General features: G+C 46.5%; 16 protein-coding genes. All 16 read right to left on the bottom strand.

Features of this window, described 5'->3' with window-relative positions; all coding sequences use genetic code 11:
* Positions 1-11 precede the first annotated feature (11 nt).
* Positions 12-674, bottom strand: a complete 663-nt coding sequence (locus AC1DYT_RS04000; RefSeq protein ID WP_477468358.1) for a DUF2461 domain-containing protein — start codon at positions 672-674, stop codon at positions 12-14.
* Between the two features lie 49 nt (positions 675-723).
* On the bottom strand, positions 724-999 hold the full coding sequence (locus AC1DYT_RS03995) for a hypothetical protein (RefSeq protein WP_477468357.1): 276 nt from the start codon (positions 997-999) through the stop codon (positions 724-726).
* Between the two features lie 13 nt (positions 1,000-1,012).
* Entirely contained in the window at positions 1,013-1,588 is a 576-nt protein-coding gene (locus AC1DYT_RS03990; protein ID WP_477468356.1) for a DUF420 domain-containing protein, read from the bottom strand.
* Between the two features lie 102 nt (positions 1,589-1,690).
* Positions 1,691-2,395, bottom strand: coding sequence for an SCO family protein (locus AC1DYT_RS03985; protein ID WP_477468355.1), 705 nt, complete (start codon positions 2,393-2,395; stop codon positions 1,691-1,693).
* Between the two features lies 1 nt (position 2,396).
* Positions 2,397-2,744: a cytochrome C oxidase subunit IV family protein gene (locus AC1DYT_RS03980; protein ID WP_477468354.1), complete on the bottom strand. Its 348-nt coding sequence runs from the start codon at positions 2,742-2,744 to the stop codon at positions 2,397-2,399.
* 21 nt (positions 2,745-2,765) lie between these two features.
* Entirely contained in the window at positions 2,766-3,479 is a 714-nt protein-coding gene (locus AC1DYT_RS03975; RefSeq protein WP_477468353.1) for a cytochrome c oxidase subunit 3, read from the bottom strand.
* A 7-nt stretch (positions 3,480-3,486) separates the two neighbouring features.
* Entirely contained in the window at positions 3,487-4,071 is a 585-nt protein-coding gene (locus AC1DYT_RS03970) for a cytochrome c oxidase subunit 3 (protein ID WP_477460501.1), read from the bottom strand.
* Positions 4,068-4,964 (bottom strand): heme o synthase, encoded by an 897-nt coding sequence (gene cyoE / locus AC1DYT_RS03965; RefSeq protein ID WP_477468352.1) that lies wholly within the window; start codon positions 4,962-4,964, stop codon positions 4,068-4,070. The genes AC1DYT_RS03970 and cyoE overlap by 4 nt, the downstream gene beginning before the upstream one ends.
* Positions 4,961-6,022, bottom strand: coding sequence for a COX15/CtaA family protein (locus AC1DYT_RS03960; RefSeq protein WP_477468351.1), 1,062 nt, complete (start codon positions 6,020-6,022; stop codon positions 4,961-4,963). Before AC1DYT_RS03960 ends, cyoE begins: the two co-directional genes overlap by 4 nt.
* 145 nt (positions 6,023-6,167) lie before the next feature.
* On the bottom strand, positions 6,168-8,057 hold the full coding sequence (locus AC1DYT_RS03955; RefSeq protein ID WP_477468350.1) for a cytochrome c oxidase subunit I: 1,890 nt from the start codon (positions 8,055-8,057) through the stop codon (positions 6,168-6,170).
* 19 nt (positions 8,058-8,076) lie between these two features.
* Positions 8,077-9,258, bottom strand: a complete 1,182-nt coding sequence (locus AC1DYT_RS03950) for a cytochrome c oxidase subunit II (RefSeq protein WP_477468349.1) — start codon at positions 9,256-9,258, stop codon at positions 8,077-8,079.
* Between the two features lie 47 nt (positions 9,259-9,305).
* Positions 9,306-10,565, bottom strand: coding sequence for a quinol:cytochrome C oxidoreductase (locus AC1DYT_RS03945; protein ID WP_477468348.1), 1,260 nt, complete (start codon positions 10,563-10,565; stop codon positions 9,306-9,308).
* An 11-nt stretch (positions 10,566-10,576) separates the two neighbouring features.
* Positions 10,577-11,158: a c-type cytochrome gene (locus AC1DYT_RS03940; RefSeq protein WP_477468347.1), complete on the bottom strand. Its 582-nt coding sequence runs from the start codon at positions 11,156-11,158 to the stop codon at positions 10,577-10,579.
* Entirely contained in the window at positions 11,151-11,687 is a 537-nt protein-coding gene (locus AC1DYT_RS03935) for a DUF3341 domain-containing protein (RefSeq protein WP_477468346.1), read from the bottom strand. The genes AC1DYT_RS03940 and AC1DYT_RS03935 overlap by 8 nt, the downstream gene beginning before the upstream one ends.
* A 2-nt stretch (positions 11,688-11,689) precedes the next feature.
* Positions 11,690-13,159, bottom strand: coding sequence for an NrfD/PsrC family molybdoenzyme membrane anchor subunit (gene nrfD / locus AC1DYT_RS03930; protein ID WP_477468345.1), 1,470 nt, complete (start codon positions 13,157-13,159; stop codon positions 11,690-11,692).
* A 22-nt stretch (positions 13,160-13,181) separates the two neighbouring features.
* A complete protein-coding gene (locus AC1DYT_RS03925; RefSeq protein WP_477468344.1) occupies positions 13,182-16,253 on the bottom strand; it encodes a TAT-variant-translocated molybdopterin oxidoreductase in 3,072 nt (1,023 codons plus the stop codon).
* Positions 16,254-16,269 lie beyond the last annotated feature (16 nt).

The raw sequence follows: 16,269 nt of genomic DNA, 5'->3' as shown, positions 1-16,269 counted from the left end.
GTTTATAATGGTTAACCAATTGCGTTCTTCAAAAAAACATTCAGGGGGTATATCTTGCCACAAAGGTCGGCAACCTTTTTAATGGCATCCGGGCTCTGCACCTCCTTATCGCTAAGCGGGTGGAACACCACGAAGCTTTTGAGCTTAAGTAGCTCGATATTCTCGTTATCGGCACTATAATCCCGCGGCACGGTCTTCAGTTGCTCCTGTTTCCTAAACTCGCCAAACAGTTTCACAAATTCGGGTTCGTCGATTATCTTCTTCAGGTCCGCAGCGTTATAGTCTATTTCCTGGCGTATAGCTTTCAGGTGTTCGGCCTCGGGCATCCAGTAGCCGCCCGCAATGAATGATTTACCGGGCTGTATCTGCAGGTAATATTCTGCCCCGCCCAGTTTTAAGCCGTGCGAGGGTATGCTGATGCCGAAATTATTTTTGTAGGGCGTTTTATCCTTACGGAAACGGATATCGCGGTAAATGCGCATCACGCTTTTTTTGGGGTCGAGGTCGGCACTCACGCCGGGGTCTATCTGATGTACCTTGCTGATGAGTTCGGCCGTGAAGGCGATAAGATTTTCGCGGGCCTTATCGTACCGCTCTTTATTGGCCTGGAACCAGTCGCGGTTATTGTTATCTACAAGGTCGGTTAAAAAACCAAGCGTTTGGGGTTGTATCATCCTCTTGATTTAGATACTTAAGCACGCGCGGGCACAGCTGCCGCAGGCCTTAATTCAGGTTGAGTTTCTCGTTAGGCACATCAAATACCACGGCCTTGCGGCGATATTTCTTGTACCAGATGTATCCACCAACGGCCACTACTAAATAAGGCGCAGCCAGCAAATACAATATGCCGGCGTTAAGGCCGGCCGTAGCATGGCTACCGCCTTGCGAACTTGTTTCAACCGCTGCAGTACAGGCGGCGCATTGGGCGCTGGCCTGCATTACGCCTAATACCGTTATGCAAAAAAATATCGCGAAGAATAAATAACAGAGCTTTTTCATGCTTTTGCAACTATTAAAAATGGTAGTACGGTTTTATCATCAAATATACAACAACTCCCGATACAGTAACGAACAACCATATAGGAAACGCCCATCTTACCAGTTTCTTATGTTTTTGCACCTGCATTTGTAATCCAGAATTAAAACTTAGTAAAACAAGCGGCAACACCCCGGCAGCCAGGATGATGTGAGGTACCAGGATAGCCAGGTACAAAGTACGCAAGCCACCAGCAACGAGCTTTTCATCGGGCGAGGCGAGGCCATCGCCATTGGTATCGCCATAAGGGGTATCGTGTCGCATGAGGTAATGGAACACCACGTACGATACCAGGAACAAGGCCGAAAGGCAAAAGGTTACGATATTCAACCTTTTATGCACAGCGATATTACCCTGTTTTATGAAGTAAAGCGATACCAGCAACAACACGCTGCAGGTACCATTCAATATGGCATTCAGCAGGGGTAAATATGGCGTGAACGACGGCGCAACCGCAGGCCCGGGTATAAGATGGCGGTTAAGCAATATCACAAGGGCTATCACCGCAATGGTAACGCCCGCAACGAAACGGAATATGAATTTATCGGTCATTTTATTTTAGAATCACGAATCAAGACTTCAAGAGCCAGGATTCCAATTTTAACTTCCAGCAAATATCTTGACTCTTATGTCTTGACTTCTTGCTTCCGGATATTAATAGAGTGCTTTATCCACCTTACGCAGTTCTTCAGATACCAGCACCTTTATCTCGTCGTTCAGGCGCATTACGTCGGCCCTCGTGCTGCCCGAATAATAGCCCCTGATGCGTTTTTCGGCATCTATGAGTACCATCTTATCATCCAACACAAAATCCCCTTCGCCAACTTTGGCCGCATTAAGCAGCAAGCCGTTATGGGCCAGGTTGTATATGGTGGTGGTATCGCCGGTTAAAAACAGCCATTTATTGCTGGGCTTGAATTTACCTGCGTATTGCTTTAATAAGGGTTGGGTGTCGTGCTCCGGGTCCACCGTTATAGATACCAACTGCACCATGGCATTCTTGCGGTAGTTTACATCCAGGCTATCCATAAAACCGTTCACGGTAGTACAAACATCCGGGCAACGCGTGTAGAAGAAAGCCGCCACGATTATCTTCTTATCGAAGTTTTTAAAAGATACCGGTTTGCCATTTTGGTCGGTAAGCTTAAAATCGTCCAGCTTGTGGTAAATGGTATCGGCAATAAACTTGCCATGAAACTTATGGCCGGTCTTCGCTATCTGCTTGGTACCATAAAACGGCAGCGGCTTATAGCGGTTTTTGCCTTTTACGGTTAGCAAATAATATAAAAATCCCGGTAATGCCAATATCATTACCAGGACTATTATCTTTTTCAGGATGCCTGCGTTACGCTTTAACACTTTACCTTATTTGTCCTGCCCAAAAATGGCTTTCGTTAGTAAGCACCAGTATCAGCCCGATGATGAACAATATCGGTACTACGATTGCCAGCATCAAACCAACCTTTTCAAACTTAAGGTGCATAAAATATGCTACGATAAGGAATGCTTTGAACAGCGTTAAAACGATGTATATAGGATTTGCCCAATGCATGGGAATATGTTCTTTAGGCACTAACCAAAGTGCTATGATGAACTCGACCGCAGTGATAAGGCTTAAGTAAACCGCTATCCTAATGATAGCTTTTTTATCCATTCCGCCGTGTTCGCCGTGCTCTTCGTGGTGAGCTCCTGTTGTTTCTGATGACATATGCTTAATCAGGTTAAATTATCAAACTAAATAGAAGAAGGTAAATACGAATACCCAAACAAGGTCTACAAAGTGCCAGTAAAGGCCCACTTTTTCAACCATCAAGTAACTACCGCGTTTTTCGTAAGTGCCCAGCAACACGTTAACCGTAATGATGATATTGATTATCACACCGCTAAATACGTGGAACCCGTGAAAACCGGTAATGGTAAAGAACAGATTGGCAAATTGCTGCGTGTACGTAGTAGATTCATGCGCCGGTTTATGGAAGTACTCGCCTAACTCTTTAGGGATGCTTCCCCACCAAAAGCCTTCATGGTGCAAGTGCGCCCACTCTAATGCCTGGCAGCCAAGGAATGCGAAACCGCCCAAAATGGTTGCGAGCATCCACCAGGTTACTTCTTTACGGGCCATACGATGGCCGGCTTCTACCGCCAGTACCATGGTTACCGAGCTTAAGATAAGGATGAAGGTCATGATACCTACAAACACCAGCGGTGCGCCGTGAGAAATAGAGGTACCGGGTACCGATTGGAATATAAGGTCGGCTGCGGGCCAGCTATCAGCGCTGAAACGCAACGCGCCATAAGAAATCAATAACGAAGAAAAGGTAAACGCATCCGATAGGAGGAAAAACCACATCATTATTTTACCATACTCTGCCTTGAAGGGGGAGGTTCCGCCTGCCCAGGGAGTGGTTTTTACCTCGTCGATTGGTGATACTTGTGCACTCATGTGTTTGTTAATATTGGTTCAAAAGTAAAAAAACATACAGATAAATCCATATAATATCGACAAAATGCCAAAAAATAGAGGACATCTGCATTCCGAATAAATTCTTAACCTGCGGCTTGTTGCGGTACGTGCCTAAAAGCGTGTTGCCTAACAGCAATACCCCTGCCAAAATATGTACCAGGTGTATCCATACAAATACGTATATAAAAGATTGCGAAGCATTCTGGTTGATGAAAAACACCCCCATCTGCGGCAGCAACACCAGCCACGCATATGTTTGCAGGGCAAAGAACGCCACGCCCAACAAAATAGTTACGCCTAAAAACAGGCGTTGTTTTTCCATCTGCAGCTCGCGCGCTGCTTTGGATGCCAGGTACATGGTTACGCTGCTCAGCGCTATCACGATAGTGCTGTAGGTAAATATGGCCGGCAATTTAATATTGATGCCTGTACCGTGGCCCCCGCTGTAAACGATAAAGCCGCTGGTGAGTGCCGCAAAAAGCATAAACGAAGTGAATATGAATATCCACATGTTGAATTTTTTGGGGGCCAGCTGCAGTTTATCTTCTTGTTCTATGTTAGCCATCATCATTTCACCTTTCCTATAAAATCAAATAAAAACATTAGTTGCACTACCGGCAAATAATAAAAAGAGCCAAACATCAACGTACGCGCCGCGGCAACATCCGCCTTACGCAGCAGGTTGAACGCCTGGTATAAAAACAACAGGCTCATGGCCAACGACACGCCGCCTACATAGTAACCGCCATAACCATAAATAGTAGGCAGCAAACTCACCGGCACCATTATGATGGCAAATACAAAGGTAATTGCCGCGCTGGCTTTATCCCTTTTACCTGTTGGTAGCAAGCGGAAACCGGCCAGCTTATAATCATCGTCAAGCACCCAGGCAATGGCCCAAAAGTGAACGAATTGCCATATGAATTGTATGCTGAACAATATCAGCGCTATCTCGTCTATCCTACCGTGCGGTTGCCCGGCTACGTAACCAATTAAAGCCGGTAATGCCCCCGGTATTGCCCCTACGAACACCGCAATTGCCGATTTCCGTTTAAGCGGCGTGTAAGCAAATGCATATAACAGTATAGAGAACACCGATAACAAGCCGGTAAGTATATTCAAACTACCCAGCAAATACGTCCCCATCATGCCCATGCCCAGGCCTAAAACAAGGCCCTGCCCGGTTGTCATGCGTCCGGCAGGCATTGGCCTATCCATCGTGCGCTTCATCAGCTTATCGGTATCTACCTCTATCACCTCGTTGAAGCAATTGGCCGCCGAGGTAACCAGGAAACCGCCGATAACCAGCTTTGCCCAATTGAGCCACATGGTGCTGCTGTAAAGCGAGCCCCAGGTATCGCCACCATTGGCTTTCACGGCTATGATGAATGATATCGAAGCCGAAAACGTTACCAAAAAGGTAAGCCTAAGCTTTATCAGTTTGCTAAAATCGCTCCACTTCACCTGCGTGCCCCCTGTAAATTAACCGAACTGAATAAATTCAACAACAAATAAAACTGGGCACCAAAAACCAGGCTTGCCAATACAATATGTGCTGCCTGCGCGTATGGCGGCAACGACGAATAGGATAGGATGATGCCCGTTACTATCTGCAGCATCAGCATCAAAAAGGTAAAGCTCATCAACTGCTGCTGCATAGAGTGCCTGGTGAACGTACGCCGTATCAATGCATACAAAACAACATTCAGTATCAAAACCATGATGGCCATATCCCTGTGCTGGGTGAATATCTCCCCTGCCCTGCTGGTCCAGCTATCACGATAGCTGCCCTCTAAGTGGCTGGCCACAGCATCTATCTTCTCGCGCACCTCGGTGCCGAAGGTTATCTGCAATATGCTCAATGCAAGTACCAGTAAAGTAAGTATCACGATAAAAGGCCTTACAGTTAGTTTGTAACGCCCCTCAACCCTCGCCATGTGGTAGGTTGCTATGCTGATGGCCAATATGGCCAGCGCTAGCAGCATGTGTACGGTAACTATCCAGGCAACCAAATTGGTTGATACTACTATAGAACCCAACCACGCCTGGAAACCCACCAGGATGACGTTCAGCACGCTGAGTATGGGTATCAGCTTATCGCTTTTCCAATACCTGAAAGAAAATACTGCTGCCAGCAATAAGAAAACGCCTGTAATTGCCCCAATAAGGCGGTTGATATACTCCGTCCAGGTGCGGGCACTGTTAAATTCTTCGGGCACCAGTATCGAGCGATCGTTACGGATGCGCATGGCCAACTGGCTGTATCCAAAAACATCCAGTAGTTTGGCGAATTTTTGATTCTTGGCCAGCCGCTTATCTGCATACTGCTGCTTGTAGTTTATGGGCAGCTCGGATATGCTGGTGGGTGGTATATACTGCCCGAAGCATTTAGGCCAATCCGGGCATCCCATTCCCGAGCCGCTGCTACGTACCACCCCGCCTGCTAGTATCAATACGAACAGCGAGATGATGGTCAACAGGTTTATCTTTATAAATCGGCTCCCGGATACGTTATTACTCATTCAAAATATTCCTAACAAATTAGGGTAACTCTCCAAAGTCTTAAGTTCAAAGTCAGAAGTCTTAAGTCCAAAACCCGACTTAGAACTTCTGACTTAAGACTTAGAACTTGACAATTACCCTAAAAAATCAGTTCTGATATAAAAATTACTTTACTTCTTCGTTGCTCTTTTTAGCGTCGTTCCATTTTGCATAAGCATCTAAACCTGCAGGATTATCTTCAAAATCGTGCTGAACGTTAGAGCTCATGGTTTGCGAAAGTGGAACAGTCTGCGGGATGTAATCCTCTTCGGCGCCAGGCTTGCTGTAATCATATGGCCAACGGTAAACGGTTGGTATCTCGCCATGCCAGTTGCCGTGGAAATGCTCTACTGGCGCTGTCCATTCCAGGGTGTTTGCCTGCCAAGGGTTTTGAGTTGTACGTTTACCCCAGAAGATCGAGTACACAAAGTTCACTGCAAAAGCAACCTGTGCGAGTGCTGCCATAATAGCGGCCCAGGTGATGAATACGTTTACTGATAACCATTTGTTCCACTCTACGAATTCGGTAAATGCGTAGTAGCGGCGAGGAACGCCACCAAGGCCCATGAAGTGCATAGGGAAGAACACCAGGTAAGCACCTATGAAGGTTAACCAGAAGTGCAGGTAACCCAGTTTCTCGTTCATTACGCGGCCATACATTTTAGGGAACCAATGGTAAACACCGGCAAGCATACCAAATATAGCTGCTGAACCCATTACGAGGTGGAAGTGGGCAACCACGAAGTAGGTATCGTGCAGGTTGATATCCAGCGCAGCGTTACCCAGGAATATACCTGTTAAACCACCTGAGATAAAGAACGACACCATGCCGATAGCGAATAGCATTGCCGCAGTAAAGCGGATGTTACCGCGCCAAAGCGTAGCCAGCCAGTTGAATGTTTTTACTGCGGATGGTACCGCGATTATCAGCGTAGTGATCATGAACACACCGCCCAGGAACGGGTTCATACCCGTTACGAACATATGGTGACCCCATACAATGAACGATAATACGGTGATACCTATTAGGGAGTAAACCATGGCGTGGTAACCAAATATTGGTTTACGCGAGTTTACCGACATCACTTCAGATGAAATACCCATCGCAGGCATAATTACGATATATACCTCGGGGTGGCCCAGGAACCAGAACAAGTGCTGGAACAGTATTGGGCTACCGCCCTCGAAAGGCTGTACAGCGCTACCGCCTATTACGATTTCTGATAGGTAGAAGCTTGTACCGAAGCTACGGTCGAATATCAATAATACAACACCGGCAACCAGTACCGGGAACGCCAGGATACCCAGGATAGCAGTAAGGAAGAACGCCCAGATAGTCAAAGGCATCTTCCAAAGGTCCATCCCTTTGGTACGCATGTTCAATACTGTACTTACGTAGTTGATAGCGCCCATTAATGATGATGCGATAAAAAGCACCATACTGATGAGCCATAAAGTCATCCCCATACCTGAACCGGGCATTGCTTTAGGCATGGCCGATAGCGGAGGGTAAATAGTCCAGCCGCCGCTTGCAGGGCCCTTTTGTACCAGGAACGATGAAAGCATAATGACACTGGCCATAAAGAAGAACCAGTACGAAAGCATATTCATGAACGGCGAAGCCATATCGCGTGCACCTAACTGCAATGGGATAAGCAGGTTACTGAAGGTACCGCTCAAACCGGCGGTAAGTACAAAGAATACCATGATGGTACCGTGTATGGTAACCAGGGCCAGGTAAAAGTTAGAATCTAAACGACCGCCTGGTGCAAAACGGCCCAGCAATGTTTCCATCAAAGGAAACGCTTTGTCAGGATATGCTAATTGTATCCTGAATAGTATCGATAATATCATCGCGATGAACGCCATAGTAATACCTGTTACCAGGAATTGCTTGGCAATCATTTTATGATCCTGGCTAAAAACGTATTTAGTCAGGAACGTATCGTGATGGTGGTGTCCGTGATCTTCGTCGTGATGACCTGCTCCGTGATCTTGAACTGCTAATGTTGACATACTCGCTAATCTTGTTGAATTAATTGTTTAACGCTAACCTGTTTTGTGTTTCAGCCGGTTTTACTACGGCATACTTCAGATCTTTTTTGATTAGATCTGTCAGGTAAGGTTTTTGCTGTGCTAACCATGCCTGGTACTCTGATTCTTCTACTACACGTACAACCTTTTTCATGTTGTAATGCGCACCTCCGCATATTTTGTTGCAATATACCAGGTACTCGAAAGCAGGGTCGCCCACTTCGCGTCGCATTGCTGCAGTAGTAAGGGTTGGCGTAAATTTAAAGTAAGTAGGCAAGCCGGGTACCGCGTTCAACTGCACACGGAAATGTGGCATGTAAACGCTATGGATAACGTCTTGCGCGTGGATATTCAACCTGATAGATTTGCCCACAGGCAGGTACATGGTATCTACCTGCAAATCGTCGTAAGCAGATTTATCTTTAAAATCAACGCCCACCTTGTTTATGCCGGTTACCAGTTTGTAATTTGTTTTACCCAGCTTGCCATCGGCACCAGGATAACGCAGTTCCCAGGCAAACTGGTGGCCAGTAATATCGATATTAATCGAATGCTCGCCTTTAGCATCAGTGCTGTTGGTGATTTTTTCCCAGGTGAAGAAACCGAAGATAACCAATATAGTCAATACGATAGCCGGGGCTATGGTCCAAACCTTCTCGATGGTGTTATCATGCGGAAGGAAATGCGCACGGCGTTTTGCGTTGTAACGGTAAGCGAAAAGGAAACCAAAAAGTAATATCTGGGTAATTACGAACACGATCATGGTCAACACGGTGGTTGTCCAAAACATCTCGTCTATCTTAACGCCATGCTCAGATGCCGATATCGGCAAAATCATAGCGCCCTGTACAGTGAATGACCAATAAGCGCCGTACATGCCTGCTACCAGGAAGATAAGGCACACAGCACCCATCACATTATGCCAGTTGATAGGCTTTTTGTTTTGTATCTGTTGGGTAAGATCGTAAACGCGCAGTATTTTGCCAACAATGCCTACAACAAAGCATACGATAACAAATAGCAGCACGTAATAAGCTGCACCCAGCCAAACATTGGGCTTGGCCGCATCTGCCGCCGCGCCGGTTGCTGCATCCTGAGCCATCAGCACGTTTGTGCCGAATAGCAGGAACGCCGCCGAAAGCGAAAGCATTTTTTTAGAACTAAATAAACTTTTGAATCCCATTTTATTGGTTTTTATGATTGTTGTATTTCGTGCAAATTTAACAATTATTATATGTGATGATGCAGGCTCTCTTGCAGGAAAGGATGCTTTTTAGGTATAAGCGATTTGAATTTGCTCAACTGCGTCAGCATCAGGAAGGTGAATAAACCAGCGAAAGCAACAAACGTACCTATCTCTTCAACAAAGAAACCGCGCTTTTCTACTACCGTGCCCGGCATAACCATCAGGTAATAATCAAGCCAGTGGCCGGCTATCAGCAAGATACAGGTCCACATCATCCGGTTGGCTAAACGTTTTGCATCGCGAGACATCAGTAATAACAAAGGTGCCAGGAAGTTCATAGCGATATTCAACCAAAACCAAGGCTTATACTCAGGCTCCCAGCGTTTGTAGAAATATACCGATTCCTCGGGGATGTTAGCGTACCATGTAAGGAAGAACTGGGCAAACCATACGTAGGTCCAGAAAATAGAGAAACCAAAAATCAGTTTACCGAAATCGTGCAGGTGATCCGGAGCAACCCACTGCATGTAACCTTTCTTGCGCAGCAAAATAATAGTTAAAGCCATTATAGCCAAACCCACTACGTGCATCGCTGCAAGGTTATACCAACCAAACATAGTTGAGAACCAGTGTGCCTCTAAACTCATGATGGTACCGAATGCAAAAATCGGGAAGGTAAAACCAAATATTACCAGGAAGGTACAAGCTAACGCAAAGCTTTTGTTATAGTTGCGCATGCCGCCTTCGGTATCTTCATCTACAGAGCATTTGGTTAAAGCATAACCAAAGTAGCTATAAGCCGCCAGGAATACTACAAGCACCCCATAAAAGAAACCTACCGTTAAAAACGGTGCTTTGCCGGCAATAACAGCGTTGTAATTTTCGCTGCCCACCACGGTTAAACCGTGTGTTGCCCATGATGCGTATAGGTAGGGCACCATGTGTTTCTCGCCTTCGTGAACGATTTCGTGCTGGGTAAACAAGCCTGCGCTAACAACAATCAGCAAAATTAGGCTCGCAACAGGCAGCACTTTAGCAAATGCCTGCGGTACCCTTATCAGCGAAGCAGACCAGCCTGCCTGCGCAACGTACTGATAGGCTAAAAAGAATACGCCGCAAGTACATACGCACACAAAGAAGTATGACATCAACAATAAATTGCTGAACATACGTTGTACGTGATCTCCGCCAAGGATAAATCCTATTACCATAAATACGGCACCCAATACGATAGCTGCCAAACTTAGTGTTTTGGCTAAACCACCGAATTCAAATTTCTCGTCAAAATTATTATGAGTCTTCATTAAAAATAATCTTATAACTTTTGTAATTGATGAACATACATAACTATTTTCAAACGATCGTCAGGCGCTATCTGCGAAGCGTACGAACCCATAGAGTTTACACCGTAGGTTATAGTATGATAAATTTTACCATCAGTAAGGTCTTTCATGGCACCACCGCGAGATGATTGCCCTTTAGAGTACGAAGGAGGAGCCGGGTAACCATGTTGTACCACCAAACCATCGCCCTGGCCTGTTACGCCATGGCACGGAGCGCAAAAAGTGGTAAACAATTTCTTGCCTTCGGCTAAATGCGCCGGCGTTTGGGCTATCAGGCTATCCAGATGGAAACTAACGTCTGCCTGATGATAACCGTCAGTAGTTCCCGGGAAATCGAAGCGCCTGAAACCCCTTGGTGTTGTCCCAGCCGGTGGCAACTGCGCCGTTTTGCCGTCTTTAAAGTTTTTATTTGGCTGATCCGGGTCGTATGCGGTATGTTCGTACATATTAGGAGCATATTCCCAACCGGTGCTGCGTTTATCCTTGCACGATGTGAACACGATCGATGCAGCAATAACGATGGCCGTTGTGCCCAATATTCTAAATTTATTCATAGCTAACATATTTTCTGTCGTTATGCTTTACTTCTACAGCTCCTGCTTCTTTTAACAAGTTGGTAATATCTTCATGTGGTATGTTGCCTTTTGCGTTTATAGCGATAACGAAACGGTCATCGGTTGCGCGCAAGTCCATCACCCTTGGCGCGCGGCCCGGGAAAAGGTGAGTAGCGGCAAAAAAGGTAAGCGTCATACCAAATGCGGTGAATAAGATGGTCCACTCAAAGGTGAACGGCACAAAGTTTGGCATCGCAAAGTTTGGCTTGCCACCAATATCCATCGGCCAATCGTGTACCAGCGTATAATACAATATGCTGAATATTACTGTTGCACCCAGGCAACCGAAGCAAAACGCCGCGTAACCCAGCCTGGATTCTTTTATGCCCAATTTAGCCTCGATGCCGTGGATAGGCATTGGGGTATAAACATCGTAAATAGGGACGCTATTCTTCTGCAGCTTCTCTATCCCGTGCATCATATCATCGGGATCATCAAATAAGCCTAATATAAATTTTGTGCTACTCATTTTTATATTTTTTCGTAATCAGACATGTCAATACTGTCAAACTTCACTAACGATTCTTTGTAGTGCTGAACCTCGGCCGGCTCTAAATGGCCCTCCAGTATCAGTTTCTTTTTAGCCTGCTCGCTGCTTGTTTTCAGCAACAGTTTCACCTCGGCCATAGCCACTGAAGGTAGCACGCGGATGAATAACAGGAACATGGTGAAGAACAAGCCGATGGAACCGATGAATACACTCACATCTACCCAGGTTGGATAAAACATAACCCAGCTCGATGGGATATAATCACGGTGCAGTGAGGTAACGATAATTACGAAACGCTCGAACCACATACCGATGTTTACGATAATGGAAAGGAACCAGGAGAACTTGATGCTCCTGCGCAATTTAGCCGACCAGAACAACTGCGGAGAAATTACGTTACAGCTCATCATACTCCAGTATGCCCACCAGTATGGCCCGGTTGCACGGTTGATAAAAGCGTATTGCTCATATTCAACACCCGAGTACCATGCGATGAAGAACTCGGTGATGTAAGCCACACCTACGATAGAGCCCGTAAGCATGATGATCTTATTCATCGATTCGATGTGGAACATCGTGATGTAGTTTTCTAAGCCCAATACCTTACGGGTAACCAGCAACAACGTTTGTACCATTGCGAAACCCGAGAAGATTGCACCCGCAACGAAGTATGGCGGGAATATAGTGGTGTGCCATCCCGGTTCGAGGGATGTAGCAAAGTCGAAAGATACAATAGTGTGTACCGAAAGTACCAGCGGCGTAGATATACCGGCCAATATCAGGGATACCGTCTCGAAACGCTGCCAGGTTTTAACTGAACCTGTCCAGCCGAACGACATTACCGAATAGATACGGCGACGTAAACCTGTTGCGCGGTCGCGGATAGAAGCGATATCCGGCAATAAACCTGTGTACCAGAATACTAATGATACCGAGAAGTAAGTTGATATCGCGAACACGTCCATCATCAGTGCCGAGTTCCAGTTTACCCAAAGTACGTACTGGTTTGGCAGCGGCAGGGTGAAGTAAGCTAACCATGGGCGGCCCATGTGCGCTACGATGTAAGTAGCCGCGCAAATTACCGCGAAGATGGTCATCGCCTCGGCAGAGCGGTTGATAGAGTTACGCCAGTTTTGGCGGAAGAGCAAAAGTACGGCCGAGATAAGCGTTCCGGCGTGACCGATACCTACCCACCATACGAAACCGGTGATATCCCAGGCCCATCCTACTGTTTTGTTTAAGCCCCATGCGCCTAAGCCGAACCAAAAGGTGTAGCTGATAGCCACAACCCATAATAGCGAGCCCATAGAAGCAACGGTAAAACCGATCCACCAGGCTTTATTAGGTTTATTTTCAACAGGGTTTAATACCTCGTTAGTAATCTGGGCATAGGTAATATCCCTGCCCGTAATTAACGGTTCCCTGATTATTGATTCACTGTGAGATGCCATATATATAAATCTCTTGTAATAATTAAGCCTGTAATTCTGATAATGTGTTCCTTACTTTTACCTGGTAGCCTATGCCTGGTTTAACGTTCAATTCTTCCAGTACGTAGTAAGTACGTTCGCTCTTCAAAGCTTTAGAAACTTCAGAGTTAGGGTCGTTCCTGTTACCGAAAACAATAGCGTTTGCAGAGCATGTTTGCTGGCAGGCAACTTTAACTTCACCATCGGCCAACGGGCGTTTCTCAATTTTAGCCTTCAATTTGCCGGCCTGGATACGTTGTACGCACATTGAACATTTTTCCATTACCCCACGGAAACGGGTGGTAACATCAGGGTTCAATACCAGTTGAGTGTGCTCGTTGCTCAGGTAGTTATCAAAGCGGCTATCGTTCCAGTAGTTGAACCAGTTGAAACGGCGCACTTTGTAAGGGCAGTTGTTTGCGCAGTAACGTGTACCTACGCAACGGTTGTATGCCATCATATTCAAACCTTCCGATGAGTGGGTGGTAGCCAGTACCGGGCACACGGTTTCGCAAGGTGCGTGATCGCAGTGCTGGCAAAGCATCGGCTGGTGAACTACCGATACGTTATCGAAATTGGTCAGATGATCTATCTCTTTCTCCTTGGTTACGTTGAGCTCGCCTTTGCCGTTATCGTAGCTGTAGTAGCGGTCGATACGGATCCAGTGCATCTCGCGGCGGCGGCCAACTTCTTCCTTGCCTACAACAGGGATGTTATTTTCTGCGCTACAAGCAACAACGCAAGCGCCGCAACCTGTACAGGCGTTAAGGTCGATAGCCATAACCCAGTCGTAAACCGGTTTATCGTGCGGGCTGTTCTCCCAAAGATCATAAAATCCTTCGTGTTCGCCTTCTTTACCACTGCCTGCAGCAGGGTCTTTTTGGTATTCTACCAGGGTGGCTTCGCGGATAACATTACGCCCCTCGAAAGAGTGGTGCGTTTGCGTTTGCGAAAGCGGGAATATAGCGCTGGTTTTTGTTACAGTTACTGCAGATACAGTTTGGAACGTTCCACTAAGCAGGTTGTAAAAAGGATATGCGTTTTTACCAACATTGTTGCCTACTAAACCGGCAGCAGTACGGCCGTAACCAACAGCTACTGATATAGAACCAACAGCCTGGCCAGGTTGCGAAAGTACCGGCAAATCTACCGAGTATCCGTTAGCACCTTTTATGGTGATTACCTGGAACTCATCAAGACCCATTTTCTTAACATCTGCAGGCGACATGGCCGCGAAGTTATCCCAGGTTACTTTAGAAACCGGATCTGGCAACTCCTGCAACCATGGGTTGTTGGCTTTCTTACCATCGCGCATGGCGGGGGTTTGATAAACCTGTAGCTCGAACCCACCGTCGCCGGAGGCTGTCACTTTACCGCTATTGTTTACGATAGTTTGCGCTACACCGCCCAGGCTCAATGTGAAGTTGTAGGTACCAGGCGTAACCGACGTTGCATTGATGAAGCCTTTTTGCAAAAGCGCTTCCCAACCTTTTTGGCCGGCTAAACCGCCTTTTGCCAATAAGTTTTTATCCCAATTGTTGCGCAGGTAGGTGTAGTAGGTTTTAACCGCGTTATCGCTCCACACCAGCAGGCTTTCTTCGGCCTGGCGGGTGTTGTTAACCGGGTTGATGGTTGGTTGTACTATAGTGTAGTAGCCTTCTACTGCGCTGTCATCGCCCCACGACTCGAGGTAGTGGTGGTTTGGCGCAACAACATCACAAAGGGCGGCGGTTTCGTCGGCCTTATCTGAGAAGGTTACTTTAAGGCGTACCTTTTTAAGGGCAGCCTCGATATCTTTAGCGATATAAAAATCGTACGCAGGGTTAGCATCAAGGAAGAAAACCGCATCTACCGCGCCATTTTTGGCATCAGCAACAAATTGCAGCCAATCGGTATCGTTACCGGCGTATTGGCGTGATGGGTTATCCAGATCGATAGTAGAACCGTAGCTGCCCAGCAACGAGTTGATGGCATTAACTACAGTTTGAACTGATACATCGTTCGAACCCGAAACCACTAACGCTTTGCCTGCACCGGCTTTTTGAAGCTCTTTAGCTGCCAGGATGATTGCCTTATCAGCGTTTGCATTGGTCAGTTTTTTTGCACCAGGCAAAGCACCAGCCGGATTCAATGCATTGTACAGGTTGATGATGGCCAGGCCGTCTTCAGATGGTTTGATAGGTAAGCGAACATCGGCGTTGGTGCCGGTAAGGCTCATCCCGCTTTCGAACTGGATGTGGCGAGACATGTCTTTCTTCTCTTCCAGTGCTTTGCTGTTCCTGTTTTGAACGTATTGAGTGGTGAATTCCTCACCGGATATCCAGGTACCCAGGAAATCGGCGCCGAAGCTCACGATAACCTTCGCTTTATCGAAATTGTAGTGCGGCACAACCGCTTTACCGAAGCTATTTTTGTTTCCCTGTATAATACCTGTATAAGATACAGCGTCATAAGTAACGTGACTTGCAGTAGGGAATGCTGTAATAAAATCTGCAATAACAGCTAAAGTAGAAGGGCTGTGTACGGTTGACGTAACCAGGCTTATCTTTTTGCCGCCCGCCTTGATGGCTGCAAGCTCGTCTTTAACGAATTTATCCAGTTGAGGCCAGCCTGTAGAAGTACCGTTAAGTACCGGACCCTGCACACGGCTGTTATCATACAATTCAAGTACCGAAGCCTGCGCCTGTGCGCTTAAGCCGCCTTTTGATAAAAGGTCGCCGGGGTTACCTTCTACCTTTATCGGCCTGCCCTCGCGGGTTTTAACCAATATCGCGCTGCCTTCGTAAGTTGAAGAATAGTAGTTGGCTATGCCCGGAGTAATTTCTTCAGGTTTTACCAGGTAAGGTATAGACTTGTGCACCGGTACCTTTTGGCAAGCCGCCAGGGTAACTGCGCCCACGCCAAAACCAAGCGCCTTCAGGAAGTCGCGGCGAGGCGTTTTTGCTGATAAACCGCCCCCGCTTAAAACTTCTTCAATTGGGATGGGCTCCGCAAACTCGTGTCTATTTTTCTCAACAAATTCTGGGGTTCTGTTTAGTTCCTCTAAACCTTTCCAGTATTTTTTATTGCTATCCATTTAAGTTATATAAACT

The organism is Mucilaginibacter sp. P1_D10, from assembly GCF_056406215.1.
This window is presented reverse-complemented; position numbering and strand designations above follow the sequence as displayed.

What these genes read in the sequence shown, in the direction of transcription:
- AC1DYT_RS03960 (WP_477468351.1), bottom strand. Translation starts at nt 6,022, where the DNA reads ATGAGTAATAACGTATCCGGGAGCCGATTTATAAAGATAAACCTGTTG.
- AC1DYT_RS03935 (WP_477468346.1), bottom strand. Translation starts at nt 11,687, where the DNA reads ATGAGTAGCACAAAATTTATATTAGGCTTATTTGATGATCCCGATGAT.
- AC1DYT_RS03955 (WP_477468350.1), bottom strand. Translation starts at nt 8,057, where the DNA reads ATGTCAACATTAGCAGTTCAAGATCACGGAGCAGGTCATCACGACGAA.
- AC1DYT_RS03970 (WP_477460501.1), bottom strand. Translation starts at nt 4,071, where the DNA reads ATGATGATGGCTAACATAGAACAAGAAGATAAACTGCAGCTGGCCCCC.
- nrfD (WP_477468345.1), bottom strand. Translation starts at nt 13,159, where the DNA reads ATGGCATCTCACAGTGAATCAATAATCAGGGAACCGTTAATTACGGGC.
- AC1DYT_RS03990 (WP_477468356.1), bottom strand. Translation starts at nt 1,588, where the DNA reads ATGACCGATAAATTCATATTCCGTTTCGTTGCGGGCGTTACCATTGCG.
- AC1DYT_RS03925 (WP_477468344.1), bottom strand. Translation starts at nt 16,253, where the DNA reads ATGGATAGCAATAAAAAATACTGGAAAGGTTTAGAGGAACTAAACAGA.
- AC1DYT_RS03980 (WP_477468354.1), bottom strand. Translation starts at nt 2,744, where the DNA reads ATGTCATCAGAAACAACAGGAGCTCACCACGAAGAGCACGGCGAACAC.
- AC1DYT_RS03945 (WP_477468348.1), bottom strand. Translation starts at nt 10,565, where the DNA reads ATGAAGACTCATAATAATTTTGACGAGAAATTTGAATTCGGTGGTTTA.
- AC1DYT_RS03995 (WP_477468357.1), bottom strand. Translation starts at nt 999, where the DNA reads ATGAAAAAGCTCTGTTATTTATTCTTCGCGATATTTTTTTGCATAACG.
- AC1DYT_RS03950 (WP_477468349.1), bottom strand. Translation starts at nt 9,258, where the DNA reads ATGGGATTCAAAAGTTTATTTAGTTCTAAAAAAATGCTTTCGCTTTCG.
- AC1DYT_RS03975 (WP_477468353.1), bottom strand. Translation starts at nt 3,479, where the DNA reads ATGAGTGCACAAGTATCACCAATCGACGAGGTAAAAACCACTCCCTGG.
- AC1DYT_RS03940 (WP_477468347.1), bottom strand. Translation starts at nt 11,158, where the DNA reads ATGAATAAATTTAGAATATTGGGCACAACGGCCATCGTTATTGCTGCA.
- AC1DYT_RS04000 (WP_477468358.1), bottom strand. Translation starts at nt 674, where the DNA reads ATGATACAACCCCAAACGCTTGGTTTTTTAACCGACCTTGTAGATAAC.